The organism is Arthrobacter sp. S2(2024) (genome assembly GCF_036662515.1).
Taxonomy (GTDB): Bacteria; Actinomycetota; Actinomycetes; order Actinomycetales; family Micrococcaceae; genus Arthrobacter.
This window is the reverse complement of record NZ_JAYKZI010000011.1, coordinates 1-25,160: the sequence shown is the minus strand read 5'-3', so window position 1 is coordinate 25,160 and position 25,160 is coordinate 1. Positions and strand designations below refer to the sequence as shown.

Sequence of the window (25,160 nt, the reverse complement as noted above, 5' to 3'; positions counted from 1 at the left end):
ACGCCATGGCTGCGACCCTGCGCCTGGAGTTCCTGGCATCCAGGCTGGCGCAGCAAGACTTCGCCGCCACCCTTCTGGGTGTTCCCGCCTCGAAGCTCAAGGCGGCCTATGAGTGCCCGGACTGCGGTTCTGGTCCGGACATCGCGCATGGCCGGCCCGGATACGTGCTCGACGGCGGCCCCGCACCCCTGGCGCTCAGCGCCTCACGGTCGTCGGGCTGGGTGCTGTTTGCCGCCGTCGCGTATCCCGGGCCCGGGCTGCGGGTGGGCGTCGACCTGGAAAATGCGGCGGGCACGGAGTTCGTCGGCTTCGACGACGTTGCCCTGACCGCACGGGAGCGGCGCCATCTCGCCGCGCTGGAACCCGGACGTCGGGCCCAAGAGCGGGCACGATTGTGGGCGCGCAAGGAAGCCTGGTTGAAGATGACAGGCGAAGGGCTCAGGGTGGCGCCGGATTCCCTCGAGGTGCTTGAACGGCCGGGGCTGTGGGATCTGGAGCTCCCGGCCAGCGCTGACGGCCGGGATCTTCCGGCCGGACTCCTCGCCGCGCTCGCGGCAACGTCCCGCTGAGTCCTTGGCTTAGCTGAATTCCAGGGTCAGCTGAAAGCGGGCAGGTCTGCTTGGTACAGCCACGGTTCCAGGACACTGGCCGCGTCGAGTCCCGGGACGTAGGCGTTGGCCGCAGCGATGAATTCCTCCGTGGAGACCGAGCTGTGGCGCTTGGCCTCGGTCCAATGCCGCAGCAACCCGAAAAACGCAGCGTCTCCGCATGCACGACGGACGGCATGGAGGGCAAGGGCTCCGCGCTTGTAGACGCGGTCATCGAACATGTGCTCCGGCCCGGGGTCCCCGATCACCAGGTCCTGGGCGCCCATGTCGAGCTTGCGCCACGCCGTCTTTGCGCGGTTGGCGAGGGACATGACGCCGGCTTCCTCGGACCAGATCCACTCCGCGTAGCAGGCGAAGCCCTCGTGCAGCCAGATGTCCCTCCAGCTGCTCACCGTGAGCGAGTTGCCGAACCACTGATGGGACAGCTCGTGGGCGATGAGGCGCTGCGCGTCCCACGATTGCACCATGTGGTTCCGGCCGAAGATCGAGAGCGTCTGGGCCTCAAGCGGGATTTCCAGTTCGTCCTCGGTCACCACGGCCGTGTATTCGGCAAAGGGATACGGACCGAAACACTCCACAAAGGTGCGCATCATGTCGGCCTGCCGTGCCAGGCCTTCACGGGCCTCGGTCAATAAACCGGGGGAGACCGCGACGAACTGGGGCACCGGAGCCTGCCGCAGGGCTTCGGCGTGATGGGCAGTCCCGGCGCGGACGCCGTCGAGGGCGGGGCTGAGCTGGTGAACCCGGTAGCGTCCGATTTGCACCGTGGCGAGATAGCTTGCCATCGGCTCGGCTTGTTCGTAGACCCAGGTTTCGCGGCTTGATTTCCTGCTGTGGGAGACGAGGCGGCCGTTGCAGATGGCCCGGTAGTTGTCGTCGGTGGTGATGCTGATCAAGTAGCTGGACTTGTGCCGCGGATGGTCGTTGCACGGGAACCAGGACGCGGCGCCGTTCGGCTGCCCGGCAACCAGCACGCCGTCCTCGAGCTCTTCCCACCCGACTTCGCCCCACAGGCCCCGGCGCGGCTTCGGGTTGCCGTCGTAGCGGAGTTCAACCGTGAAGTGCTGGCCTGCCCGCAAGCGGTCTTTGACGGTGATCACGAGGTGCTCGCCGCGCGGGCTGAACTTCGGCACTTTCTTGCCGTCAACCAGGATTTTGGAAGCCCTCAGGCCCACCAGGTCCAAGACTACGGAGTCCGTGTCTTCGAGGGTTATGCAACGGAGCATGGCGCGGCCGTTGAGCCGGTTGCTGCCCAGGCTATAGTCCAGGTCCAGCTCGTACCTCAGCACCTGGAATGCCGTGCTCCCGTGGTGCAGGGTGTAGGGATCGGCGGCAGTCGCGGTTGTTTCCTGCGCTTGGGTTGTTCCGGGTTCGCTGCGGCTCATGTGCGCTGGCTGCCTCCGTGTAGCTTGTTGTGCTGCGGTCGTGTCACGGGCCGGTATTTCACGCCCTCTTGCCAATCTACGCTACGGTCCGGACCACGGGCTGACCGGGTTGCCCATCCAGTATGTGCCCGCGGGAACCGTCTCGCCACGCATAACCAGCGACGCCGGTCCCACCGTTCCGCCGGCCCCGATACTTGCGCGCGGCAGGATGACACCGTGCGGACCCATCGTGGCGCCATCCCCGAGGACCACGGTATCGATGCTCATGATGCGGTCATGGAAGAGGTGTGTCTGGACCACGCAGCCACGGTTGACCGTGGAGCTTTCGCCGAGCGTGACGAGGTCGGCTTCGGGGAGCCAGTAGCTCTCGCACCAGGTACCCCGGCCGATTTTCGCCCCGAGGGCACGGAGCCACCACACCAACGCAGGCGTGCCGGATGCCGAACGTGCGAACCATGGAGCACTGACCATCTCGATGAAGGTGTCCACCACTTCGTTGCGCCAGATGAATGAGCTCCACAGGGGGTGCTCGCCCTCTTTGATGCGCCCCACCAGTATCCATTTCGCGGCGACCGAACTTGCCGCGGCCACCGCGCCGGCCGCGAGGACCACGACGCCTCCGAGGACGGCGGCAAGCCAGTAGGAGGTCTCGGTGGCGATCCAGTCGAGGGCCAGCATGATGCCGACGGCGATCCCCACGGTCAGGATGACCGGCACCAGCCGGCATAGTTCCCACAGGGCCCGTTTGGTCTTGAGGGCCAGCGGCGGGTTGAAGGTGAGGCTCAGATCTGCGTTGACGGCGGTCCGGCGCAGCCTGACGGGCGGACTGCCCAGCCAGGAGGTGCCCGATTTGGCCTTGGCCGGCGTGGCCGACAGGACCGCGACGAGTGAGTTCTTGGGCACGCTGCGTCCTGCGGCGGTCATGCCGGAGTTGCCGAGGAACGAGCGTTTGCCGATCTTGGCCGGTCCGATCTTCATCCAGCCGCCGCCGAGCTCGTAGGAGGCCACCATGGTGTCGTCGGCGAGGAACGCGCCGTCGCCGATGGTCGTCATGCGTGGCAGCAGCAGCACCGTGGAAGCCTCCACATTGCGGCCTACTTTGGCGCCCAGCAGGCGCAGCCACACGGGCGTGAAGAGGCTGGCGTAGATGGGGAAGAGCAGATCCCGGGCCATGTCCAAGACCCGTTCAGTGGCCCAAACCTGCCAACCGACGCGGCTGCGGACGCGATAGTATCCCTCCTTGAGACCGACGCCGAGCATCCGGGTAGTCGCCAGGATCAGCAGGAGATTGCACAGGAACCAGGCGAGTGCAGCCAGGGGAATGGCAAGCAGGAGTTCAGGGAAGGCATCCTGCAGCGAGCTCCGGCCTTGGATGAAGACCAGGATGACGATCGCGGCGACGAATGCCGAAATGTACGGAATCAAGGCGAGCAGCGCCGAGGCGGCAGCGAACGCCGCAAACCAGAGCCGGCCGATCAGGTGGTGCGACGAGGGGGTCTCGGGCCATCCATTCTTGGCTTTGCCACGGCGTTCGGCGGGGGATCCGGCAACGAGGTGCCCGGCCTTGACCTTGCCCAACACCGCGGAACCGGGCTCCACCCGCGCGCCCGCGCCGATGCTGGTTCCTGGCATCAGCGTGCTGCGGGAGCCGACTGTGGCCCCGGCACCTACATGGATGGCGCCGATGTGGACAAAGTCACCGTCGATCCACCAGGCGGAGAGGTCCACTTCGGGTTCGATGTTGCAGCCGCTGCCCAACGACAGCAGTCCTGTGACGGGAGGAAGGGAGTGCAAATGGACGTTGTTCCCTATCTTCGCCCCCAGTGCCCTGGCGTAGTAGGGAACCCACGGAGCGCTGGCAAGGCTGATGGCGCTCGAAAGGTCCTGGATCTGTTCGGCCAGCCACAGCTTCAAGTGGACTTTGCCCGATCGCGGGTAGGTTCCGGGTTGGACCCCACGCAAGAGGGTTCGCGCGGCCAGGATCGAGATGCCCATGCGTCCGGGCGGGCTCACGAACACCAGCCAAGACGCCAGGATCCACCACCAGGACACCACGGGAGCGGCTGTGAAACCGGCGAGGTCGGCCAGCAAATGGTTCGCGGCCATGAGATACGTGAGCCAGCGCATGCCAACCAGGATGTTGAGGAAGATCCCCATCAGGGTCTGGAAGACCTGCGATTTCCGGGAGGTGGGGCGAACCGTGCGTTTCGCCGCCGGCCCCTGTATGCCGCCTTCGGGCAAAGACTGCCGCGCGGCGTCGACCAGGGCGCCGACGCGGGGTGTCGCGTAGATTTCGGCCACCGTGATGGTGGGATAGCGCACGCGCAGCGCCGAGACCAGTTGGGCGGCGGCGAGGGAGCCGCCACCGTAGGCGAAGAAGTCGGCGTCGAGCGAGGTGACGCTCGAGCCGAGGACGCTTTCCCATTGCTCAACCACCCATTGGGCGTCTTCGGAAAGGTTGAGTGGTGCCTTGTCGGCATCCGCGGCGCCTGCGCCCGCCAACGGCCACGGAAGGGAATGCCGGTCTACTTTGCCGCTGGTCTTCGTTGGAAGCGAATCCACGACCGTCAGCAGGGGGATCAGCGCGGCGGGCAGGCTTTCCGTCAGGAGCTCGCGGGAAGCTGCGAGGTCGATGTCCTCAGGTCCGGCTGGAGCCAGGTAGCCGACCAGTATCTGGTTCCCCGCCGCCGTCGTGCGGACTGCGGCCGCGGCACCGGCGACTCCCGGGAGGGCCTGCAGGGCGGCGTCGATCTCGCCGAGTTCGATGCGCCTGCCGCCAAGCTTGACCTGTTCGTCCGCGCGGCCTTGGAAGATGAGGCCGGCTTCCTCGTAGCGGACGAGGTCGCCCGAGCGATACGCCCGTTCCCATCCAAGGGATGGCATGGGGGCGTACTTTTCGGCGTCCTTGGCCGGATCCAGGTAGCGGGCCAGTCCGACGCCGCCGATGATCAGTTCGCCCGTCCCGCCTTCCGCCACCGGAACCCCTGCGGCGTCGACGACGGCGAGGTCCCAGCCGTCCAGCGGCAGTCCGATACGGACGGGGCCGTCCCCGCCGAGGGGAGCCGCGCACGCCACGACGGTCGCTTCGGTGGGGCCGTAGGTGTTCCACACTTCGCGGCCTTCCACCGCGAGGCGCTCGGCGAGTTCGGGCGGGCAGGCCTCGCCGCCGAAAATAAGCAGGCGCACGTTCTCAAGGGCTTCGGCCGGCCACAGGGCCGCGAGCGTCGGAACGGTGGACACCACTGTGATGCCGTGGTTGATGAGCCATGGGCCGAGGTCCATGCCGGAACGCACGAGGGCGCGCGGTGCCGGGACCAGGCAGGCACCGTGCCGCCATGCAAGCCACATCTCTTCGCAGGACGCGTCGAAGGCCACTGAAAGGCCGGCGAGGACCCGGTCCTGCGGACCGATCGGATCCTCCTGGAGGAAGATCCGGGCTTCGGCGTCAACAAAGGCAGCGGAGGAACGGTGCTGCACCGCCACGCCCTTGGGCGTGCCGGTGGAACCTGAGGTGAAGATGACCCACGAATCGTCGTCCAGCCCTGGGGTGCGCGGAGCCGGGTGCGGTGCCGGGCGCTCCCCGGACACTTCGATCTTGCGGCCCTTGGTGACAACGGCAGATACCTTGGCTTCTCCGAAAACCAGCCGTGCCCGTTCCTCGGGATCGTCCGCGTCCACGGGCACGTAGGCGGCCGCAATCGAGAGGATCGCCAGGATGGCAATGTACAGATCGTTGGATCCGGAAGGGACCCGCACGCCGATCTTGTCTCCCGGCCCCAGTCCGGCTGCGTTGAGCGTCGCCGCAAAACCGCGCACCTGAGCCATGAGTTCGGAGTAACTCAGCGACTTGTGCCCGTCATCGAGGGCAGACGCTTCCGGGAATGTCCGGGCCGTGTCCTGGAGGATCTCGACGAGTGTGCGCGCTGGAGGGGCGGCTGCCGAGCCTTGCAGCTGGGGGAGATGCACGACTTTGAGTTCCAGGCTGTCCGCCGGGATTTCATGTTCCTGGGTCACGTTCCCAAGTTTCTCGGATTGAGGTGAACAAAAAGTGTCAGCGGCCGCGTGGCATTTGCTTCGATTTATGGGACCAACAGTAGTTTGCCTGTGGTGTTGCGCGCTTCCAGGTCGCGATGGGCCTGGGCGGCCTCGGCGAGCGGGTAGGTTCCGCCAACCCGGACTTTGAGGGCGCCGCTGGCGGCAGCGCGGAAGACTTCGGCCGAACGCCAGTGCCGTTCCTGCGGGTTTTGGAGGAAATGGCCAAGCGTCGGGCGTGTCAGGGACAACGATCCGCCTGCGTTCAGTCGCTGCGGGTCGAACGGGGGCACGGGTCCGGACGCTGCCCCGAACAAGACGAGTGCGCCGCGGATGCGAAGGCTCGCGAGGGATCCGTCGAAAGTCTCCTTGCCGACGCCGTCGTACACCACGTTGACGCCTTCGCCGTCGGTGAGCTCGCGGACCTTGTCCGCAAATCCGCTGTAGCGCAGGACCTCGTCCGCGCCGGCTTCCCGGGCCAGGGCTTCCTTCTCGTCCGACGAGACTGTGGTGATGACGCGGGCACCCCGGGCCTTGAGCAACTGCGTCAGGATGAGTCCCACGCCGCCGGCGCCGGCATGGGTCAGGACGGTGTGGCCCGGCTCTACGCGGAAAGACGAGTTGATCAGGTAATGCGCGGTCATTCCTTGCAGCGGCAGGGCTGCCGCGGTGTGGTCGTCGACGCCGTCCGGTACCGGAAGCGCTTTGTCGGCGTCCACCAGGGTGTACTCCGCGTAGCTGCGGGATCCTTCAGCGGTAGCGATCCTGTCGCCGACGGTGAAATCCACCACGTCCGCGCCGATGGCAACTACGGTGCCTGCCGACTCGGAGCCGGGGGTGAATGGATACTCAACCTTGTAGATGCCGCTGCGCTGATATGTGTCGATGAAGTTCACTCCGGCGGCTGCAACTTTGACAAGGAGTTGGCGCGGACCCGGAACCGGGACCTCTGCCTCGGTGAGTTCGAGGACTTCGGGTCCTCCGGCTTTCCGGGCAATGATTGCGTGCGTCATGGGTCTCCTTCTCCGTCGAGGCACTTTCGTGCCCGCATTCACACAACCATCCTAGGGAGCGGAGTCCGTCGAGTGTCCAGTCAGCGGCTCGGGGCGGTGGTTCGCCGTAATGTGTCCGGATGACTTCCGGGCGTGTCAGCCCCTGCCGTGCGCGGAAGCGACGGGGCAGTCAAAGCCGCGGCCCGCGGCGAGTCCGACCTCATTGAGGTAGCGCACGACGATGGCGTATGACTGCATCAACGTGGTTTCGGTGTAGGCAATCGAGTGCTTTTCGCAGTAGCTTCGGACGATCTCCGAGGCACGGCGCAAGTGGGGGCGGGCCATGTCCGGGAACAGGTGGTGTTCGGCCTGGTGGTTGAGGCCGCCTAGGAGGATGTTCATGAAGGGGCCGCCGGAGATGTTCCTGGCAGTCAGGATCTGGCGACGCAGGAAATCGACGCGGGAGTCTTCCGGCAGAACCGGCATGCCCTTATGGTTCGGGGCGAAGGAAGCACCCATGTAGAAGCCGAACACCATGATCTGGACGCCCAGGAAGGCAAATGCCATGCCAAGCGGCAGGAAGGTAAAGGCGAGGACCGGCAGGGCGAGAAGCCGTGCCAGGAGGATGGGCGTCTCCACCCAGCGGTGCTTGATGGCTCCGGGCCGGCAGATGTACATCAAGGACTCCCACTGCAGGCTGATGCCCAGCAGGAGGAGGAGCGGGAAGAAGAACCAGCCCTGCCTGCGCGTGAGGAACGCGAAGCGTCCCTGCCTGCCGGCAGCGGCTTCAACGTGGAAGGCCAGGGCGCCGGTCTTGATGTCCGGGTCCTTGGAAATAACGTTCGGGCTGTTGTGGTGCGCGCCGTGCTTCTGTTCCCACCAGGAGTAACTGATGCCGGCAACCGACGTGGCCAGGATACGCGCGGACCAGTCGTTGGCCCTGCGGGAGGCAAAAATCTGGCGGTGGCCGGCCTCATGTGCCAGGAAGCTCAACTGGGTACAAAGGATGCCCAGGGCTGCGGCGATGAGTAGCTGGTACCAGCTGGGGCCGATCAGCGCGAAGCCGAACCAGGTGCCGGTCAGCAGGAGGACCAGGGAAGCGAAAACGCTGATATAAAAGCCGACGCGGCGCTTCAAAAGCCCCTCCGCGCGGACCGTCTTGAGAAGCTCGGAATAGCTGAGCACGACGGCGTTGGGTGGCCGGACGACCTTGCTAGGACGTTCAGTGGTGGAGGTCTGTGACATATGCAGTTGCCCCGTAATACATAACGGGCAACGCTGCAACCGACGATCGGCTGCACGGTCTAGATCACCCTCTATTCAGCATACGCTCCCAAATCGGCGCCCCGAGCCGGGCTGCTACAGAAAGCCCTAAAAAGGTCGTGCATAAATATCGGCAACCATGAATAGTTTTGCTGTATAGTCGTGCCATGACTATTTCTGTTGCCGTCTCCGGTGCCAGCGGCTATGCCGGGGGAGAGGTGCTGCGCCTCCTGGCGGGCCATCCGGACGTCACCATCGGCGCCATCACCGCGCACAGCAATGCCGGTTCCAGACTAGGGGAGTTGCAGCCGCATCTCCACGGTTTGGCCAGCCGGATTCTCGAGGACACCAGCGTGGAAAACCTCGCTGGCCACGACGTCGTGTTCCTGGCCCTCCCGCACGGAGCCTCGGCTGAGATCGCGGCGCAGCTGCCCGAAGGCACACTGGTGATCGACGCCGGCGCTGACCACCGGCTCGAAGACCCCGCGGCGTGGGAAAAGTTCTACGGCTCCGCCCACGCAGGGACCTGGCCCTACGGGCTTCCGGAGCTTCCCGGCCAGCGCGACGCACTCAAGGGGGCGAAGCGGATTGCGGTGCCCGGTTGCTACCCGACGTCGGCCCTTCTCGCCCTCACGCCCGGCTTCGCCAACAAGCTTCTCCAGCCGGACGACGTCGTGATTGTGTCTGCTTCCGGCACCTCGGGTGCCGGCAAGGCAGCCAAGGTGAACCTCATCGGTTCCGAGGTCATGGGGTCCATGAGTCCTTATGGCGTGGGCGGCGGACACCGCCACACCCCCGAGATCGAACAAGGACTTTCCAACGCGGCCGGTGAACCAGTCACCGTGTCCTTCACTCCCACCCTCGCGCCCATGAGCCGCGGCATCCTGAGCACGGCGACAGCAAAGGTCAAGGCCGGGGTCACGGCCGCCGAACTGCGCAGTGCCTGGGCCGAAGCCTACGACGACGAACCGTTCGTCCACCTGTTGCCCGAAGGGCAGTGGCCCACCACTAAATCGGTGCAGGGTTCCAACCACGCAGTCATGCAGTTGGCCTTCGACGAGCATTCCGGCCGCGTGGTTGTCACGTGCGCCATCGATAACCTGACCAAAGGGACCGCCGGCGGCGCCGTGCAGTCCATGAATATTGCCCTCGGCCTGGACGAATCCGCCGGCCTCAACGTCCAAGGAGTTGCCCCGTGACCATCACCGCCCCCCAGGGATTCCGGGCCGCAGGTGTCAAAGCCGGCATCAAGGCGTCCGGGAATCCGGACCTTGCCCTGGTTGTCAACGACGGCCCCCTGAAAGCCGCGGCAGCCGTTTTCACCTCGAACCGCGTGGCCGCGGCACCCGTGCACTGGTCACGGCAGGTCCTCTCCGACGGGCGCGTTGACGCAGTGGTGCTGAATTCCGGCGGCGCCAACGCCTGCACCGGTCCGCAGGGATTCCAAAATACGCACGCAACCGCAGAGAAAGTGGCAGCCGTGCTCGGGATCTCCGCCTCCGACGTCGTGGTCTGCTCCACCGGACTGATCGGTGAGCAGCTGCCCATGGACAAGATCATCCCGGGCATCGAAGCGGCGTTCGCGGAACTCTCCGAGAACGGCGGTCCTGCCGCCGCTACGGCGATCATGACCACGGACAGCGTGGCGAAGGAAGCAGTCTTCAGCGGCACCGACTCCGAAGGCAACTCGTTCACCGTCGGCGGCATCGCGAAGGGCGCCGGCATGCTGGCGCCAGGCCTCGCAACCATGCTCGTGGTGCTCACCACTGATGCCCAGGTCCCGGCGGAAGAGCTCGACGTCGTCCTCCGCGACGCCACGCGCGTCACCTTCGACCGCACCGACTCGGACGGCTGCATGTCCACCAACGACACGGTCGTCCTGTTGGCCTCCGGGGCCTCCGAGGCCATCCCGTCCGCCGAGCAGCTTGGCGCAGGAATCACCCAGGTGTGTGCCGAGCTTGCCCGCAAGTTGATCGGCGACGCAGAAGGTGCCAGCCACGACATCGCCATCCGCACATTCAACGCGGCGAGCGAGCGCGACGCCGAAATCGTCAGCCGTTCAGTGGCCCGCTCCAACCTCTTCAAGACCGCCATCTTCGGCAAGGACCCCAACTGGGGCCGCGTCCTGTCCTCGGTGGGCACCACGGACGCCGTCTTCGAACCGGACCAGCTCAACGTCTCCATGAACGGCATCCAGATCTGTCGCAACGGCAGCATCGGCGACGACCGAAACCTGGTGGATCTCGAGCCCCGCGAGGTGCTCGTGGAAATCGACCTGCAGGCCGGCGACGCCGAGGCCACCATCTGGACCAACGACCTCACGCACGAGTACGTGCACGAGAACAGCGCCTACTCGAGCTAGACGGGATGACCATGACTGCGCACACCCGCGAAAATACCTCCATGAGCGATGCCCAGGACAAGGCCGCGACGCTGATCGAGGCACTGCCGTGGATCCAACGCTTCGCCGGTACCACCATGGTGATCAAGTACGGCGGCAACGCCATGGTCAACGAGGAACTCCGACGCGCCTTCGCCGAGGATATCGTCTTCCTGCACCACGTGGGTATCCACCCGGTCGTCGTGCACGGGGGAGGCCCGCAGATCAACTCGATGCTTGGCCGCCTGGGCATCGAATCCGAATTCAAGGGCGGCCTGCGCGTCACCACTCCCGAGGCCATGGACGTGGTCCGTATGGTGCTTACCGGACAAGTGGGCCGCGAGCTCGTGGGCCTCATCAACTCCCACGGACCCTATGCGGTCGGGATGTCCGGTGAAGACGGCGGACTCCTGCGTGCCGTGCGCACCGGCACCGTGGTGGACGGCGAGGAAGTGGACCTCGGCTTGGTGGGCGAAGTGGTGGGCGTTGATCCCAGGGGTATCGAGGACATCCTCGACGCCGGCCGCATCCCGGTGATTTCGACGGTCGCCCCCGAGATCCTTGACGAAGGGGATGGCACCGGCTCCACTACCGGACAAGTGCTTAACGTCAACGCGGACACGGCAGCAGCGGCGGTTGCCTCGGCACTGGGCGCATCCAAGCTCGTCATCCTGACCGACGTCGAGGGCCTCTACGCCAACTGGCCGGACAAGTCCTCGCTCATTTCCTCGCTGACGGCCACGGAATTGCGGGAGATGCTGCCGCGCCTGGAGTCCGGCATGATCCCGAAAATGACGGCCTGCCTGAAGGCCATCGATGAAGGAGTCGAGCGGGCGCACATCGTGGATGGCCGCCTGCCGCACTCCATGCTCCTGGAAACCTTTACGACCGCGGGCATCGGAACCCAAGTTGTCCCCGACGAGGAAGTGAACGCATGAACGAAACTGTTGGTTTGAGCCCGACCGGCGCTGCGGAGGCCGCCGCAACCACGCTCGTTTCCCAGAGCACGGGAAGCGACTGGCTTGCCCGTTACTCTTCTTCGCTCATGGGCGTCTTCGGCACCCCGCAGCGGGTCCTGGTCCGTGGCGCGGGAGCCCTCGTGTGGGACGCCGACGGCAAGGAATACCTGGACCTCCTCGGCGGGATTGCCGTGAACGCGCTGGGCCATGCCCACCCGTTCGTCACCTCTGTCATCTCCAGCCAGCTGGCCACGCTGGGGCACGTCTCCAATTTCTTCACGAGCCCCACGCAGATCGCGCTCGCCGAGAAGCTCCTGGCCATCACCAAGGCTCCTGCCGGCTCCAAGGTGTTCTTCGCCAACTCCGGCACCGAGGCCAACGAGGCCGCGTTCAAGCTGGCTCGGCGCAACAGTTCTGCCACGCGCACCAAGATCATCGCCCTGGAAGGTGCCTTCCATGGCCGCACCATGGGCGCCCTGGCCCTGACCGCCAAGGAAGCCTACCGGGCGCCGTTCGAGCCGTTGCCCGGAGGCGTGGTCCACATCCCGTTCGGCGACATCGAGGCGCTCCGTGCCGCCGTCGACGAAAGCACAGCGGCCGTGTTCCTTGAGCCCATCCAGGGCGAAGCGGGCGTCCGCCCGCTCAGCGTCGAGTACCTGCGGGCTGCCCGCGAAGCCACCACCGCCGCCGGCGCGCTGCTGATCCTGGACGAGGTCCAGACCGGCATCGGGCGCACCGGCAAGTGGCTGGCCAGCGAAGACGCCGGAATCGTGCCCGACGCCGTGACCCTCGCCAAGGGCCTGGGCGGCGGCTTCCCGGTCGGCGCGCTCATCACCTTCGGGGAGCCGACGTCGTCGCTCCTGACCGCCGGCCAGCACGGCACCACCTTCGGCGGGAACCCGGTGGCAACTGCCGCCGCCCTCGCCACCTTGCATGCCATCGAAAGCCAGGGCGTGCTGGCGAACGTTCTTAGCGTCGGCGCTCGCTTGCGGGCCGGACTGTCCGACGTCGACGCAGTCACCGAAGTGCGGGGCGAAGGCCTCCTGATCGGTTTCGACCTTGACGCCGACATTGCGCCTGCCATGGTGACTGCCGCGCTCGACGCGGGCTTCATCATCAACAGCCCGGGCCCGCGAACCATCCGGCTGGCTCCGCCGCTCATCCTGACCACCGAGCAGGCCGACCGTTTCCTCGACGCGCTGCCCGGCATTATCCAGGCGGCGGCAGCCCAGAACGCTGCACCCCTGACCGCTAAGGACGCACAGTGAAGACCACACGTCATTTCCTCAAGGACACGGACCTCACACCGGCCGAGCAAGCCGAAGTGCTTGAGCTCGCCGTTCGAATGAAGGCCGCTCCGTACAGCGTCCAGCCGTTCGCAGCTGCCGGCAATGGGCGCAAGACCGTCGCTGTCATCTTCGACAAGACCTCCACCCGGACCCGTGTGTCCTTCGCTACCGGAATCGCGGACATGGGCGGGAACGCGCTCATCATCAATCCGGGCGAGGCGCAGATCGGCCACAAGGAATCCGTGGAGGACACCGCAAAGGTCCTCGAACGCATGGTCTCCACCATCGTCTGGCGTACGTCCGCGCACTCCGGCCTCGTAGCAATGGCCGAAAACTCCAAGGTTCCCGTCATCAATGCCCTGTGCGACGACTACCACCCCTGCCAGTTGCTCGCGGACCTCCTGGCAGTCAAGGAGCACAAGGGCGAACTCAAGGGCCTCACCATGGCCTACCTGGGCGACGCTGCGAACAACATGGCCAACTCGTATCTCTTGGCAGGCGTCACGGCGGGCATGCACGTCAGGATCTCGGGCCCGGAAGGCTACCTGCCCGCGGCCGAGATCGTGGCGGCAGCGGAGGAGCGCGCTGCCGAGACCGGCGGTTCCGTGCTCATCACCACCGACGCCAAGGAAGCCCTGAACGACGCCGACGTCGTCGCCACCGACACGTGGGTGTCCATGGGCCAGGAAGCCGAAAAAGAAGCCCGGATGCAGCTCTTCCGCGAGTACTCCGTGGACGAGGCGGCCATGGAACACGCCGCACCGGACGCCGTCGTGCTCCACTGCCTGCCTGCGTACCGAGGCTATGAAATTTCCGCCGGCGTCATCGACGGGCCCCAGTCCATCGTCTGGGACGAAGCCGAGAACCGCTTGCACGCCCAGAAAGCGCTCATGGCGTGGCTGATGCACAAGTCGGGACTCGCATTCGTCGACGGCCTTTCCCCCGTTGAGGGCACCGGGGAGAGCACGTTCTAGTGTCCACCCATCCTGCGTCGCAAGGTGCCAGCCCTGCCACCAAGACTGCCCGGCAAGCGCGGATCACCGCGATCCTGACGGGCGAGTCCGTGCGCTCGCAGGCCGAGCTCGCGGCACTGCTGGCGGACGACGGCGTGCAGGTCACGCAGGCGACACTCTCCCGGGACCTCGTGGAACTTGGGGCGGTCCGCGTGCGCGGCAAGGACGGCGCGCTGGTCTACGCAGTGCCCGGCGAGGGTGGCGACCGCAATGCGAAAAGCGGTGTCACCCAGGAAATCCTGGACGCTCGCCTGTCGCGCCTTTGCGGTGAGCTGTTGGTGACCGCCGAGGCGTCGGGCAATATCGTGGTGCTGCGGACGCCACCGGGTGCCGCGAACTTCCTCGCCTTGGCCATCGACCACTCGGTGATGCCGTCGGTATTGGGTACGATCGCAGGCGACGACACCTTGCTTTTGGTTGCCAGGGATCCCGACGGCGGCGCCGAGCTGGCAGCCCGTTTCCTCCAGCTGGCCCAGGAAGCCGGACCGGGGAACTAGTCCAGCCCGGCAAGTGAACCATTCCGGCGCTGTTCCACCCGGGCCTTCGGCCCGAACCAAGCTTTGACTCAAAAGAACCAAGCAACAACAAAGGAGCACTCTCGTGACTGAGCGCATTGTTCTGGCCTACTCCGGTGGCCTTGATACTTCCGTAGCCATCGGCTGGATCGGTGAAGCCACCGGGGCCGAGGTCATCGCCGTGGCCGTCGACGTCGGACAGGGCGGCGAGTCGCTGGAGACCATCCGCCAGCGCGCCCTCGGCTGCGGCGCCGTCGAGGCCTACGTGGCCGACGCCCGCGACGAATTCGCCAACGAATACGCCATGCCCACGCTGAAGGCCAACGCCCTCTACCAGGGCCACTACCCGCTGGTTTCGGCGATCTCGCGCCCCGTGATCGTTAAGCACCTCGTCAAGGCCGCCCGCGAATTCGGTGCCACCACCGTTGCGCACGGTTGCACGGGCAAGGGCAACGACCAGGTCCGCTTCGAGGTCGGCATCCAGACGCTGGGCCCGGACTTGAAATGCATCGCACCCGTCCGCGACCTCGCCCTGACCCGCGACAAGGCCATCGCCTTCGCCGAGGAAAAGGGACTGCCGATCGAGACCACCAAGAAGAACCCGTACTCGATCGACCAGAACGTCTGGGGACGCGCCGTCGAAACCGGCTACCTCGAGGACATCTGGAACGCCCCCACCAAGGACATCTACGACTACACGGCCACCCCGGAATTCCCGCCGGCACCGGACGAAGTCACCATCACCTTCGAAGCCGGCGTCCCCGTGGCCATCGACGGCGTCAAGCACACTCCGCTCCAGGTCATCCAGGAACTGAACCGCCGCGCCGGTGCCCAAGGCGTTGGCCGCATCGACGTCGTCGAGGACCGCCTGGTGGGCATCAAGTCCCGCGAAATCTACGAAGCTCCGGGCGCGATGGCCCTCATCACCGCCCACAAGCACCTCGAGGACGTCACCATCGAGCGCGAGCAGGCCCGCTTCAAGGCCACCGTCGGCCAGCGCTGGTCCGAACTGGTCTACGACGGCCAGTGGTTCTCCCCGCTCAAGCGCTCCCTGGACGCCTTCATCGAGGACACCCAGAAGTACGTCTCCGGCGACATCCGCATGGTCCTGCACGGCGGCCAGGCCATCGTCAACGGCCGCCGCTCCGACACCTCGCTCTACGACTTCGACCTCGCCACCTACGACACCGGCGACACCTTCGACCAGTCGCAGGCCAAGGGCTTCATCGAGCTGTGGGGAATGTCCTCCAAGGTCGCCGCAGGCCGCGACCTGCGGGTGTCGGGCAAATGACGTCGGTGGGCCCACGGACGCCGGGGTCCCCGGCCGAGCGCAGCGAGGTTGGGGAGCGTTCGGCAACGAACACTGGCGCGCTGTGGGGCGGCCGGTTCGCCGGCGGTCCCGCGGACGCGCTTGCGGCGCTGAGCAAGTCCACGCATTTCGACTGGCGGCTGGCCCGCTACGACATCGCCGGCTCCAAGGCCCATGCCCGCGTGCTGCACAAGGCCGGGCTGCTGGACGACGCCGAACTAGAAGGCATGCTCGCGGCGCTCACCCAGCTGGATGACGACGTCGCGAGCGGCGCCTACCAGCCGGCCGAGAGCGATGAGGACGTCCACGGTTCCCTCGAACGCGGGCTCATTGAGCGCGCGGGAACCCACCTGGGCGGCAAGCTCCGGGCAGGCCGTTCGCGCAACGACCAGGTGGCCACGTTGGGCCGCATGTTCCTGCGCGACCACGCCCGCATCATCGCCCGCGGCGTGCTCGCCACGATCGACGCCCTCGTTGATCAGGCCAAGGCCCACCAGGGCGTTGCCATGCCCGGCCGGACGCACCTGCAGCATGCCCAGCCTGTCCTGCTGAGCCACCACCTGCTGGCCCATGCCTGGGCACTGTTGCGCGACGTGCAGCGGTTCCAGGACTGGGACAAGCGCGCCGGTGTCTCGCCCTACGGTTCCGGTGCCCTGGCAGGTTCCTCGCTCGGCCTGGATCCCGAGGCCGTCGCTTCGGACCTCGGCTTCTTCTCGGCGGTCCACAACTCGATCGACGGCACTGCCTCGCGCGATGTCTTCGCCGAGTTCGCGTGGATCTGCTCGATGATCGGCGTGGACCTGTCGCGGGTCTCCGAGGAAGTCATTCTATGGGCCACCAAGGAGTTCTCCTTCGTCACGCTCCATGATTCTTACTCCACGGGGTCGTCGATCATGCCGCAGAAGAAGAACCCGGACGTCGCCGAGCTCGCCCGCGGCAAGGCAGGGCGCCTCATCGGCAACCTGACCGGGCTGTTGGCAACGCTCAAGGGCCTGCCGCTCGCGTACAACCGCGATCTGCAGGAAGACAAGGAACCGGTATTCGACGCCGCGGACACCTTGGAGGTGCTGCTCCCGGCCGTCTCCGGCATGATCGCCACGCTCACTTTCAACACCGAGCGCATGGCATCGCTGGCACCGCAGGGCTTCGCGCTTGCCACGGACATCGCCGAGTGGCTTGTCCGCCAGGGAGTGCCGTTCCGCGAGGCGCACGAGCTCTCCGGTGCGGCGGTGAAGCTGGCTGAAGGGCGCAGCGTCGAGCTGTGGGACCTGACGGACGAAGAGTACGCGGGCATTTCGGAGCACTTGACTCCCGAGGTCCGCACCGTGCTCAGCACCGAAGGTTCACTCAACAGCCGCAACTCCCAAGGCGGAACGGCCCCGGCCGCCGTCGAGCGCCAACTGCTTGCCCTCGAAGCGGAGCTCGCGGCGGTGCGGAAGTACGCGGAGTAACGAAAAGAAGGCCAACGCCGGCGGGTATTTCGAGGCAGTCTTTTTCGCAAAGGCTGCAGCGAAATGCCCGCCGCTGCCAGTTAATCCTCGTTAACAGTCATTAACCCTGTCGGATACTATGGCGCTATGACCGAGATCACTACCTCAGCGCTTCTTGCCGAGCTCCACAAAGCAGCCGGCACTGTCACCGACGTTGTCGCCAAACTCGACGACGCCGATGTTGCAGCTCCCTCCGAGCTGCCCGGGTGGACCCGCGGCCACGTACTGGCTCACATTGCCGGTATCTCGAACGCCATGGCCAGGCAACTGGAATACGCCGCACGCGGCGAGACCATCGACATCTACGACGGCGGCTACGAGGGCCGTACGAAGGCGATTGAGCTGGCGGCTAGCCATAGCCTTGCCGAACACCGTGACGCCACCGAAGCGGCCCTCTCGCGGGCCCTGCGGGCCTTCGAGAGGCTTGTGGAGTCCGGCTGGAACACCCGGATCAGCTTCCGGAACGGAACAGTGCTCGACGGCGGCCTGGCGCTCTGGCGCGAACTGGTCATCCATGTCACGGACCTGGGAATCGGTCGCGGACCGGAAGCCTGGAGCCGGCAATTCTGCGAGCACCTTTTCGATTTCCTCTCGGCCCGCGTGCCCGCAGACCAGAAATTCGTGCTTCAGCCCCTGGGCCTGCCGCAGGTGGTCATCGGCTCGGGGCGGCAGTCCGTTGCCATCAACGGCATGATCACGGATATTGCCGCCTGGCTCGCCGGCCGCACGCCTACCCTGGGGAGCCTGCGTGCCTCTGCCGACGCGGACGGTGTTGACTTGCCGGAGCTTCTCCCGTGGCCATCGAGCGTTCCCGCGACACGATAGCGCTGCCGCGTTTGCTTGCCGCTGCCCTCCACAGATGCATCGTGGCGTAGGAACGCCACGGGCTCACGTTGCGGAAGTCTGTAGGCAGGCCCTCCGAGGCGGCCAAGTTCTTGAGGCCGTTCCGGACGGCTGCGTCGTTGGCGAGGAAGACGTCCGGGTCGCCGATGACCCTCATCGCCACGTAGCCCACGGTCCATGGTCCGACGCCGGGCAACGGCAATAGTTTGTCCGCGAGCGTTTGGGGGTCGTCGCCATAGTCGAAGTCGAGTTCCCCGCTGGCCATGGCTGCTGCCGCGGCAAGCACGGAATCTATGCGGCGCTGGGGGCCTTTCAGTAGTTCCCGGCCCGAGCGTGCGATTTCCCCGGCCGTGGGGAAGAGACGGTCCAGGCCCAGCGCGTGTCCCGGGTGCCCTTCCGGCAAGCGGGTCCCGGCGTCGGACAGTTGGCTCAAAGCGGTGCGTGCGGCGGCTACGGTGATTTGCTGGCCGATCATCGCCCGGATCAGCAGTTCCTGGGGATCCACGGCGCCCGGAACCCTGATCCCGGGCGTATCGCGAACTGACGGGCAGAGCCTGGCATCGGAGGCCAACGCCTCGTCGACGGCCACGGGATCGGCGTCGAGATCGAACAATCGCCGCACCCGGCTAAGGAGCACGGGAAGATCGTGGAGATCCAAGGTGCTGACGGCGAGGGTCAGCGCGCCGCCGCGCGCCCCGGCGTCGTACTCCACTGCGAACACTGCGTTGCCACGGGGCAAGCGGAGGGTCCGCGTATAACTGGTGGGGCCTGCCAGTTCGACGCCGGGAATCGCGCGGGCCGCGAGGAAATCGAAAATCCCCGTGTCGAAAGGCTCCCGGTACGGGAGGTTGAGGGTCAAGGAAGTGGCCTCACCCTGCTTGCCGTGATGGCCTAGGGGCTTGGCGGTGGCCCGGAGTGCCGTGGGAGTCAGGGCGAAGACTTCGTTGATGGTGTCGTTGAACTGGCGGACACTGTTGAACCCGGCGGCGAACGCCACGTCCGAAAGTTTCATCGAGGTGGAGACCAGAAGCGTTCTGGCCGTCTGCGCCCGGCTGGCCCGCGCCAAGGACAGCGGCCCGGCCCCGAGTTCGTGGCTGAGGATCCTGTTGAGCTGGCGGGAGGAGTAGCCCAGCCTGGCGGCGAGCCCTTCGACGCCCACCCGGGAGATCGCGCCGTCGTTGATGAGCCGCATCGCCCTGCCGGCGACGTCCGAGCGCAGGTTCCACGCAGGCGTACCCGGAACCGCCTCCGGCAGGCAGCGTTTGCAGGCCCTGTACCCGGCCTCGTGGGCGGCGGCCGAGGTTTCGTAGAACGTCACGTTTTCTGCCTTGGGTGTCCGTGCCGGGCACGACGGCCGGCAATAGATGCCCGTCGAGCGGACGGCGGTGAAGAACTGGCCGTCGAACCGGGGATCCCGCGCATCGATCGCACGGTAGCGTTGCCAAAAGTCCATGACTTCATCCTTTCAGCATCGGCAGGCGCGTCCTAGCGGAAATCGGACATTGCCGGCCACGGCCCGGTTGGCGGATTTTTGCTAGGGTCTGGGCATGACAACGCAGGGTGCGTCACCGGAGGCCATCAGGGCCATTCTTTCCGGTGATCCGCGGCACGTTGCCCCCTTGCTCCTCGGTGCCGTGCTGAGCCACCGGACTCCCGAGGGCACGGTGTCCGTCCGGCTCAGCGAAGTGGAAGCGTATCTGGGCCCGCGGGGATCGGCCCAACCCGACCCTGGATCCCATACCTTCGGCGGCCCCACCGCCCGGAACGCTCCCATGTTCGGTCCGGCAGGCCACCTCTATGTCTACTTCACGTATGGCATGCACTATTGCGCCAACATTGTCTGCGGTCCCGACGGCGTTGCGTCCGCGCTGCTGTTGCGGGCAGGGGAGGTGGTGGCCGGCCAAGCCTTGGCACAGTCCCGCCGTCCGGCGTCGAAATCGCCGACCGATCTTGCCAGCGGGCCCGCCCGGCTGGCGTCCGCCATGGGGCTGACGACGGCGGACAGCGGCCGGGATGCCTTGGCCGAGCCCTTCGGCCTCGAACTTCCGGTCACTCCGGCGGCGCCATCGGCAGTCGCGAGCGGGCTCCGGGTCGGAGTATCGGGCGACGGCGGTTCCGCCGACTACCCGTGGCGCTTTTGGCTCTCCGGGGATCCCACGGTGTCCCGCTACAAGCCGGGCCGCAGCCGCACCGTCGGGAAGCGTTTGTAGGGGCCCACGGAGGAATTCTTCAAGCGGCGTGTTCGGTCCGGGCAGGCTCCGCGACATATGCACACTGGTTGTCGGCCAGCTCGAACGGCGCGAGGCGGCCAAGCAGGGACTCGCGCACGTGGGGCCATTCTTCGCGCAGGATCGAGAACACGGCGGTGTCGCAACGGCTCCCGTCGGGAGCGAAGCGGTGCCCCCGCAGCGTGCCCTCGTAGCTGGCACCAAGCCGCTGAATGGCCGAGGCGCTGCGCGTATTGCGGGCATCGCAGCGGAAGGCCACCCGGTGGACGTCCAGCACATCGAAGGAGTACGCCAACAGCAGTTGCTTCGCGGCCGGATTGACGTGGCTGCCCCAGAATGGGCGCCCGTAAAAAGTGCCGCCGATTTCCAAGCGCTGCTGGCGCGGACTGTACTCGCACAGGGATGTGGTTCCGAGCAGCGCTCCCGTCCGCTGTTCGACGACGGCGAACGGCATGGTCGCCGGATCTTCGAGGCGGGCCGCGAAGAGTTCGGCCAGTTCCGCGGCACTCAAGGGCTGCTCAGCGGCCATGCCGGACCACATCCCGGAGTCCACAAAATCGAAGAGCGGACCGGCATGTGCGGGGGAGAGCGGGACCAGGCTGATGCCGTGTCGGGTCAGGGCAACGTCGTGCTGCATTGCAGCATTGAAGCACCACTTGGTGCGGATGGAAAAGCTCAGGAGGTTAGCGCCGGGTGAACATTGTGTGACGCACCGGCGTGCGGGCAGTTTCACCCACGTCAAGCAAAACCGCTGTAGAATGGACGGTCCGTCTTTTTCGATAGGGGAACGTTTCGATGCACGACGCTGATTTGATCCACGAGCGGGAGTACGTGGCCGGTCTCTACTCGCGCCTGGATGAGCTGCGGGAGGAAAAGCGCCAACAGCTGGCGCAGGTCCGGCGCGCCGGAGCGGTGGGCACCATGCAGAACGTTTCCGAAAGGGACGCCTTCGCGGCACTGTACGAGGACCGGCTCGCCCAGCTGGACGCCGTCGACGACCGTCTCGTGTTCGGACGCCTTGACCTGGACAGCGGCGAGGCGCAGTACATCGGCCGCATCGGACTGTCCACGGCGGATCTCCAGCGGCTTATGGTCGACTGGCGCGCCCCCGAAGCCGGCCACTTCTACCAGGCGACCGCTTTCGACCGGCAGGGCGTCCGCCGTCGTCGTCACCTGATCCTGCAGGGCCGGGAGGTCAAAGCGATCGAGGACGATGTCCTGGATGCCAGCATGCTGGCGGACAACGCCTCGCTCCAGGGCGAGGGCGCACTCCTTGCCGCCCTGAATTCCAAGCGCACCGGCCGCATGTCGGACATCGTCGGCACCATCCAGTCCGAGCAGGACCGGATTATCCGTTCGTCCATGTCGGGTGCCTTGGTTGTCCAAGGCGGCCCCGGTACCGGCAAGACGGCGGTCGCGCTCCACCGCGCCGCCTACCTGTTGTACACCCACCGTGACCGCCTGAAGTCGGCAGGTGTGCTGCTTGTTGGACCTTCGTCGTCGTTCATGCACTACATCGAGCGGGTCCTGCCGTCCCTCGGCGAGACCGGAGTCGTCATGGCGAGCCTGGGCCGCCTCATGCCCGGTATCCACGCCGTCCCGGAACAGGATCCCGACGTCGCAGCCCTCAAGGGCAAGCTGAACATGGCCGACGTGATTGCGAATGCCGTGGCCAACCGCCAGCGGACTCCCGCCGAGGACCGCATCCTCGAGGTTGACTCGCGCAAGCTCACGCTGTCCGTGCGGCAAGTCCGCCGCGCCCGGGACAGGGCACGCGCCACCGGCAAGCCGCACAATGAAGCGCGCGTGACGTTCGTCAAGATCCTGCTGCGCGAACTCACGGAGCAGCTGACGGAGATCGTCGAGGAATCGAACATCGGCAACAATGCCGACCGTTCCTACCTCGCTGAGGACGTCCGCTCGGCACGCGACGTCAGGATCGTCCTGAACTTGTGCTGGATGCCCATGACTCCCGAGAAGCTCGTTTCCGAGCTCTTCAGCAAGCCAGCCATCCTGGAGGCCTGCACCCCGCACCTCACGCCGGCGCAGCGTGCCCTCCTGCTTCGCCCCGCGGATGCACCGTGGACGGAAGCCGATGTTCCGCTGCTCGACGAGGCCGCTGAACTCCTCGGCGAGCTCGATCCTGCTGCGGGCAGGGGACTGGCCCAGCAAGAACACGACCGTGCCCGCGACATCGCCAACGCCAAGCAGACACTGGTCAACATGGAGGCCATGGGCGTCGACGTGTTGATGACGGCCGAAGAACTGGCAGACCAGAACCAGGAACGCGAAACACGGCTGACCGCCGCAGAACGGGCCACGAGCGACCGTTCGTGGGCGTTCGGACACATCGTGGTTGACGAAGCGCAGGAGCTCTCGCCCATGCAGTGGCGGCTTTTGGTCCGCCGCTGCCCGCTGAAGTCCTTCACGATCGTCGGCGACATCGCCCAGACGAGTTCCTCCGCCGGTGCGAATTCCTGGCAAAGTGCCCTCGCGCCGTCGTTCGGGGACCGCTGGCAGCTCGAAGAACTCACCGTCAACTACCGGACTCCCTCGCAGATCGCCGAAGCGGCAGTCCGCATGGCGAACCGCGCTGGGCTGGTTGTTTCTGCTCCCAAGGCCGTTCGCGAAGGCAAATGGTCACCGATCGTGGACCGCGTCGACGAAGCGGGGATGGTAGACCGGCTCGTCGAAATCCTTCCGGAGGAACTGGAAGCGATCGACGGCGGCCTCCTGGCCGTGATTGCCGACGGCGCCCTCCTGCCTCGGGCTGCAGCCGCCCTCCGTGGGGTCTACGGTCACCGTGTGGGCACCGGAGCGGGCAGCTACTCCCAGGACATCGTGGTCATCAGCCCCAAGGAAGCCAAGGGCCTGGAGTTCGACGGCGTGGTTGTTCTTGAGCCAGCCGCGATGCTCAATCACGAGCATGGCAAGGTGGGCGATCTCTACGTTGCCATGACCCGTCCGACGCAGCGGCTGCGCCTCATTACCGCGGCGCCACTGCCGGCGGGTATCGAGCGCTGAGCCATGCGAGCAAGCCGAAGGGCAATCCTGCTAACTTAGAACTCGTGTCACACGTAAACAACCTCGAGTCCCAGCACAACGACCCGGGCTTTGCCAATATCTGGCAAGAGCTCAAATGGCGCGGCCTGATCCACGTTTCCACTGATGAAACGGAACTGGAAAAGCTGCTCGCCGGGGACCCGATCACGTATTACTGTGGCTTCGACCCCACGGCTCCGTCACTGCACCTTGGCAACCTTGTCCAGCTCCTGCTCATGCGCCGCCTGCAGTTGGCCGGCCACAAGCCGCTCGGCCTGGTGGGCGGCTCCACCGGACTGATCGGCGATCCGCGCCCGACGGCGGAACGCACCTTGAACACCAAGGACACCGTGTCGGAGTGGGTCGGCTACCTTCAGGCCCAGGTCCGACGCTTCCTCAGCTTCGAGGGCGACAATGCCGCACGCATGGTGAACAACCTTGACTGGACCGCGCCCCTGAGCGCCATCGATTTCCTGCGCGAAATCGGCAAGCACTTCCGCGTGGGCACCATGCTCCGCAAGGATGCAGTTGCCTCCCGTCTCAGTTCCGACGAGGGCATCAGCTACACCGAATTCAGCTACCAGATCCTGCAGGGCATGGACTACCTCCAGCTCAACCGCGACTACGGTTGCGTGCTGCAGACGGGTGGCTCGGACCAGTGGGGCAACCTCACCAGTGGCACGGAGCTGATCCGCAAGGTCGACGGCAAGGTTGTCCACGCCCTGGGGACGCCCCTCATCACCAACTCTGACGGCACCAAGTTCGGTAAGAGCGAAGGCAACGCCATTTGGCTCGACGCCCACATGTGCAGCCCGTACGCCTTCTACCAGTTCTGGCTCAACACTGCGGATGCCGACGTCGTTGACCGCCTCAAGGTCTTCACGTTCCTTAGCCGCGCCGAGATTGAGGAACTCGCAGCCGCTGTTGCCGAGCGCCCGTTCGCCCGCGAAGGCCAGCGCAGGCTCGCTTTCGAGGTCACTTCACTGGTGCACGGAGTGGACGCGACGGAGAAAGTGATCGCTGCTTCGGCTGCACTGTTCGGAAATGGCGATCTCTCGGTTCTGGACGAAGTGACCTTGGCGTCGGCAACTGCAGAGCTGCCGTCTGCCTCGATCGGCCTGGATGGCCTCGGGATCATCGACCTCTTGGTTGCGTCTGGATTGTCCGAGAGCAAGTCCGCTGCCCGCCGCACGGTGGGGGAGGGCGGCGCCTACGTGAACAACAGCAAGGTGACCGACCCCGACGCCGTCATCGACCAGGCGGAACTGCTACACGGCCGGTACCTTTTGCTGCGCCGCGGCAAGAAGAATCTGGCCACCGTCGAAGTGACCGTCTGACGCCTACTTAGCTCCACGGTGTGTTCTTGTGTGGGCGCGCCAGACGGGCTGTTCCATGTTCTATTGCACGCTCCTCCAAGCCGACTTGCGCGGCTCCGGGGGAGCGTGTATCGTTTTCTGAGTCGCTGCCGCTGAAGCGGATAAATTGCGAACAAAATCCCATTGAATGTGAATAATTCGGTTTAGACCAAAAGTCTGGAAATCGGATAATTTATCGACTCTGTGGGGAAAATTCGATTCACTTGGGTAAATTTCTGGAGAAATCCTGGATTTGCAAAGTTGAAATGAATGAAATAAAGTAGAAACATCGCAGCGAGGAAATGCGGAACATCGAATTTGTTCCGAGGAGTATTCGGATTGTGTCTGTTGTTTGAGAACTCAATAGTGTGCCAAGTTTGTTGATACCGATTTGTTTTTATGAATTGGTTGATTTTGCCGGGCCTTGTCCGCCCCTGTGGGTGGGGTCTGGTTTTCA

General features: G+C 65.7%; 19 protein-coding genes. 13 read left to right on the top strand and 6 right to left on the bottom strand.

Annotated elements, in window-relative coordinates:
• Positions 1 to 5: 5 nt before the first annotated feature.
• Complete coding sequence (locus VLA65_RS17405) at positions 6 to 569, top strand: 4'-phosphopantetheinyl transferase family protein (protein ID WP_306962889.1); 564 nt, start codon at positions 6 to 8, stop codon at positions 567 to 569.
• Positions 570 to 595: 26 nt separating this feature from the next.
• Here VLA65_RS17405 and VLA65_RS17400 read toward each other — a convergent pair whose 3' ends face one another.
• The 4 genes from VLA65_RS17400 to VLA65_RS17385 form a co-directional block, all read right to left on the bottom strand.
• Entirely contained in the window at positions 596 to 1,993 is a 1,398-nt protein-coding gene (locus VLA65_RS17400; RefSeq protein WP_332603242.1) for a M1 family metallopeptidase, read from the bottom strand.
• A gap of 81 nt (positions 1,994 to 2,074) precedes the next feature.
• On the bottom strand, positions 2,075 to 6,007 hold the full coding sequence (locus VLA65_RS17395) for a Pls/PosA family non-ribosomal peptide synthetase (RefSeq protein WP_332603241.1): 3,933 nt from the start codon (positions 6,005 to 6,007) through the stop codon (positions 2,075 to 2,077).
• Between the two features lie 65 nt (positions 6,008 to 6,072).
• Entirely contained in the window at positions 6,073 to 7,038 is a 966-nt protein-coding gene (locus VLA65_RS17390; protein WP_332603240.1) for a quinone oxidoreductase family protein, read from the bottom strand.
• Between the two features lie 135 nt (positions 7,039 to 7,173).
• Positions 7,174 to 8,262: a fatty acid desaturase family protein gene (locus VLA65_RS17385; RefSeq protein ID WP_059387786.1), complete on the bottom strand. Its 1,089-nt coding sequence runs from the start codon at positions 8,260 to 8,262 to the stop codon at positions 7,174 to 7,176.
• Between the two features lie 185 nt (positions 8,263 to 8,447).
• On the opposite strand from VLA65_RS17385, the gene argC reads away from it, so the two are divergent.
• The 9 genes from argC (at position 8,448) to VLA65_RS17340 (ending at position 18,060) form a co-directional block, all read left to right on the top strand.
• A complete protein-coding gene (argC, locus tag VLA65_RS17380) occupies positions 8,448 to 9,479 on the top strand; it encodes an N-acetyl-gamma-glutamyl-phosphate reductase (RefSeq protein WP_306962901.1) in 1,032 nt (343 codons plus the stop codon).
• Positions 9,476 to 10,642, top strand: coding sequence for a bifunctional glutamate N-acetyltransferase/amino-acid acetyltransferase ArgJ (argJ, locus tag VLA65_RS17375; protein ID WP_284989303.1), 1,167 nt, complete (start codon positions 9,476 to 9,478; stop codon positions 10,640 to 10,642). The genes argC and argJ overlap by 4 nt, the downstream gene beginning before the upstream one ends.
• An 11-nt stretch (positions 10,643 to 10,653) precedes the next feature.
• The gene (argB, locus tag VLA65_RS17370) at positions 10,654 to 11,598 is read left to right on the top strand and encodes an acetylglutamate kinase (RefSeq protein ID WP_059387787.1); all 945 of its coding nucleotides are present in this window, start codon (positions 10,654 to 10,656) and stop codon (positions 11,596 to 11,598) included.
• Positions 11,595 to 12,887 (top strand): acetylornithine transaminase, encoded by a 1,293-nt coding sequence (locus VLA65_RS17365; RefSeq protein WP_284989301.1) that lies wholly within the window; start codon positions 11,595 to 11,597, stop codon positions 12,885 to 12,887. Before argB ends, VLA65_RS17365 begins: the two co-directional genes overlap by 4 nt.
• Positions 12,884 to 13,882, top strand: coding sequence for an ornithine carbamoyltransferase (gene argF / locus VLA65_RS17360; RefSeq protein WP_332603239.1), 999 nt, complete (start codon positions 12,884 to 12,886; stop codon positions 13,880 to 13,882). The genes VLA65_RS17365 and argF overlap by 4 nt, the downstream gene beginning before the upstream one ends.
• Positions 13,882 to 14,418, top strand: a complete 537-nt coding sequence (locus VLA65_RS17355) for an arginine repressor (RefSeq protein ID WP_284989299.1) — start codon at positions 13,882 to 13,884, stop codon at positions 14,416 to 14,418. The genes argF and VLA65_RS17355 overlap by 1 nt, the downstream gene beginning before the upstream one ends.
• Before the next feature lie 103 nt (positions 14,419 to 14,521).
• Positions 14,522 to 15,727: an argininosuccinate synthase gene (locus tag VLA65_RS17350; protein WP_236816785.1), complete on the top strand. Its 1,206-nt coding sequence runs from the start codon at positions 14,522 to 14,524 to the stop codon at positions 15,725 to 15,727.
• Complete coding sequence (gene argH, locus VLA65_RS17345; protein WP_332603238.1) at positions 15,724 to 17,196, top strand: argininosuccinate lyase; 1,473 nt, start codon at positions 15,724 to 15,726, stop codon at positions 17,194 to 17,196. The genes VLA65_RS17350 and argH overlap by 4 nt, the downstream gene beginning before the upstream one ends.
• A gap of 126 nt (positions 17,197 to 17,322) precedes the next feature.
• Positions 17,323 to 18,060, top strand: coding sequence for a maleylpyruvate isomerase family mycothiol-dependent enzyme (locus tag VLA65_RS17340; RefSeq protein WP_332603237.1), 738 nt, complete (start codon positions 17,323 to 17,325; stop codon positions 18,058 to 18,060).
• Here VLA65_RS17340 and VLA65_RS17335 read toward each other — a convergent pair.
• A complete protein-coding gene (locus tag VLA65_RS17335; RefSeq protein WP_332603236.1) occupies positions 17,966 to 19,531 on the bottom strand; it encodes an AlkA N-terminal domain-containing protein in 1,566 nt (521 codons plus the stop codon). The two genes, VLA65_RS17340 and VLA65_RS17335, sit on opposite strands and share 95 nt — an antisense overlap.
• 94 nt (positions 19,532 to 19,625) lie before the next feature.
• On the opposite strand from VLA65_RS17335, the gene VLA65_RS17330 reads away from it, so the two are divergent.
• On the top strand, positions 19,626 to 20,288 hold the full coding sequence (locus VLA65_RS17330; protein WP_284989295.1) for a DNA-3-methyladenine glycosylase: 663 nt from the start codon (positions 19,626 to 19,628) through the stop codon (positions 20,286 to 20,288).
• Between the two features lie 19 nt (positions 20,289 to 20,307).
• On the opposite strand, the gene VLA65_RS17325 is transcribed toward VLA65_RS17330, so the two are convergent.
• On the bottom strand, positions 20,308 to 20,943 hold the full coding sequence (locus tag VLA65_RS17325) for a GNAT family N-acetyltransferase (RefSeq protein WP_084784356.1): 636 nt from the start codon (positions 20,941 to 20,943) through the stop codon (positions 20,308 to 20,310).
• Positions 20,944 to 21,101: 158 nt separating this feature from the next.
• Between VLA65_RS17325 and VLA65_RS17320 the strand changes: the two genes are divergently transcribed.
• Both VLA65_RS17320 and tyrS read left to right on the top strand, forming a co-directional pair.
• On the top strand, positions 21,102 to 23,330 hold the full coding sequence (locus tag VLA65_RS17320; RefSeq protein WP_059387784.1) for an AAA family ATPase: 2,229 nt from the start codon (positions 21,102 to 21,104) through the stop codon (positions 23,328 to 23,330).
• A gap of 44 nt (positions 23,331 to 23,374) precedes the next feature.
• On the top strand, positions 23,375 to 24,685 hold the full coding sequence (gene tyrS, locus VLA65_RS17315; RefSeq protein WP_332603235.1) for a tyrosine--tRNA ligase: 1,311 nt from the start codon (positions 23,375 to 23,377) through the stop codon (positions 24,683 to 24,685).
• Positions 24,686 to 25,160: the final 475 nt, after the last annotated feature.

Bases quoted from the DNA above. Each gene is read 5' to 3' on its own strand.
- VLA65_RS17385 (WP_059387786.1), bottom strand. From the start codon at position 8,262: ATGTCACAGACCTCCACCACTGAACGTCCTAGCAAGGTCGTCCGGCCA.
- argC (WP_306962901.1), top strand. From the start codon at position 8,448: ATGACTATTTCTGTTGCCGTCTCCGGTGCCAGCGGCTATGCCGGGGGA.
- VLA65_RS17390 (WP_332603240.1), bottom strand. From the start codon at position 7,038: ATGACGCACGCAATCATTGCCCGGAAAGCCGGAGGACCCGAAGTCCTC.
- VLA65_RS17320 (WP_059387784.1), top strand. From the start codon at position 21,102: ATGCACGACGCTGATTTGATCCACGAGCGGGAGTACGTGGCCGGTCTC.
- VLA65_RS17405 (WP_306962889.1), top strand. From the start codon at position 6: ATGGCTGCGACCCTGCGCCTGGAGTTCCTGGCATCCAGGCTGGCGCAG.
- VLA65_RS17340 (WP_332603237.1), top strand. From the start codon at position 17,323: ATGACCGAGATCACTACCTCAGCGCTTCTTGCCGAGCTCCACAAAGCA.
- VLA65_RS17325 (WP_084784356.1), bottom strand. From the start codon at position 20,943: ATGCAGCACGACGTTGCCCTGACCCGACACGGCATCAGCCTGGTCCCG.
- VLA65_RS17400 (WP_332603242.1), bottom strand. From the start codon at position 1,993: ATGAGCCGCAGCGAACCCGGAACAACCCAAGCGCAGGAAACAACCGCG.
- VLA65_RS17330 (WP_284989295.1), top strand. From the start codon at position 19,626: ATGACAACGCAGGGTGCGTCACCGGAGGCCATCAGGGCCATTCTTTCC.
- argH (WP_332603238.1), top strand. From the start codon at position 15,724: ATGACGTCGGTGGGCCCACGGACGCCGGGGTCCCCGGCCGAGCGCAGC.
- VLA65_RS17335 (WP_332603236.1), bottom strand. From the start codon at position 19,531: ATGGACTTTTGGCAACGCTACCGTGCGATCGATGCGCGGGATCCCCGG.
- argB (WP_059387787.1), top strand. From the start codon at position 10,654: ATGACTGCGCACACCCGCGAAAATACCTCCATGAGCGATGCCCAGGAC.
- VLA65_RS17365 (WP_284989301.1), top strand. From the start codon at position 11,595: ATGAACGAAACTGTTGGTTTGAGCCCGACCGGCGCTGCGGAGGCCGCC.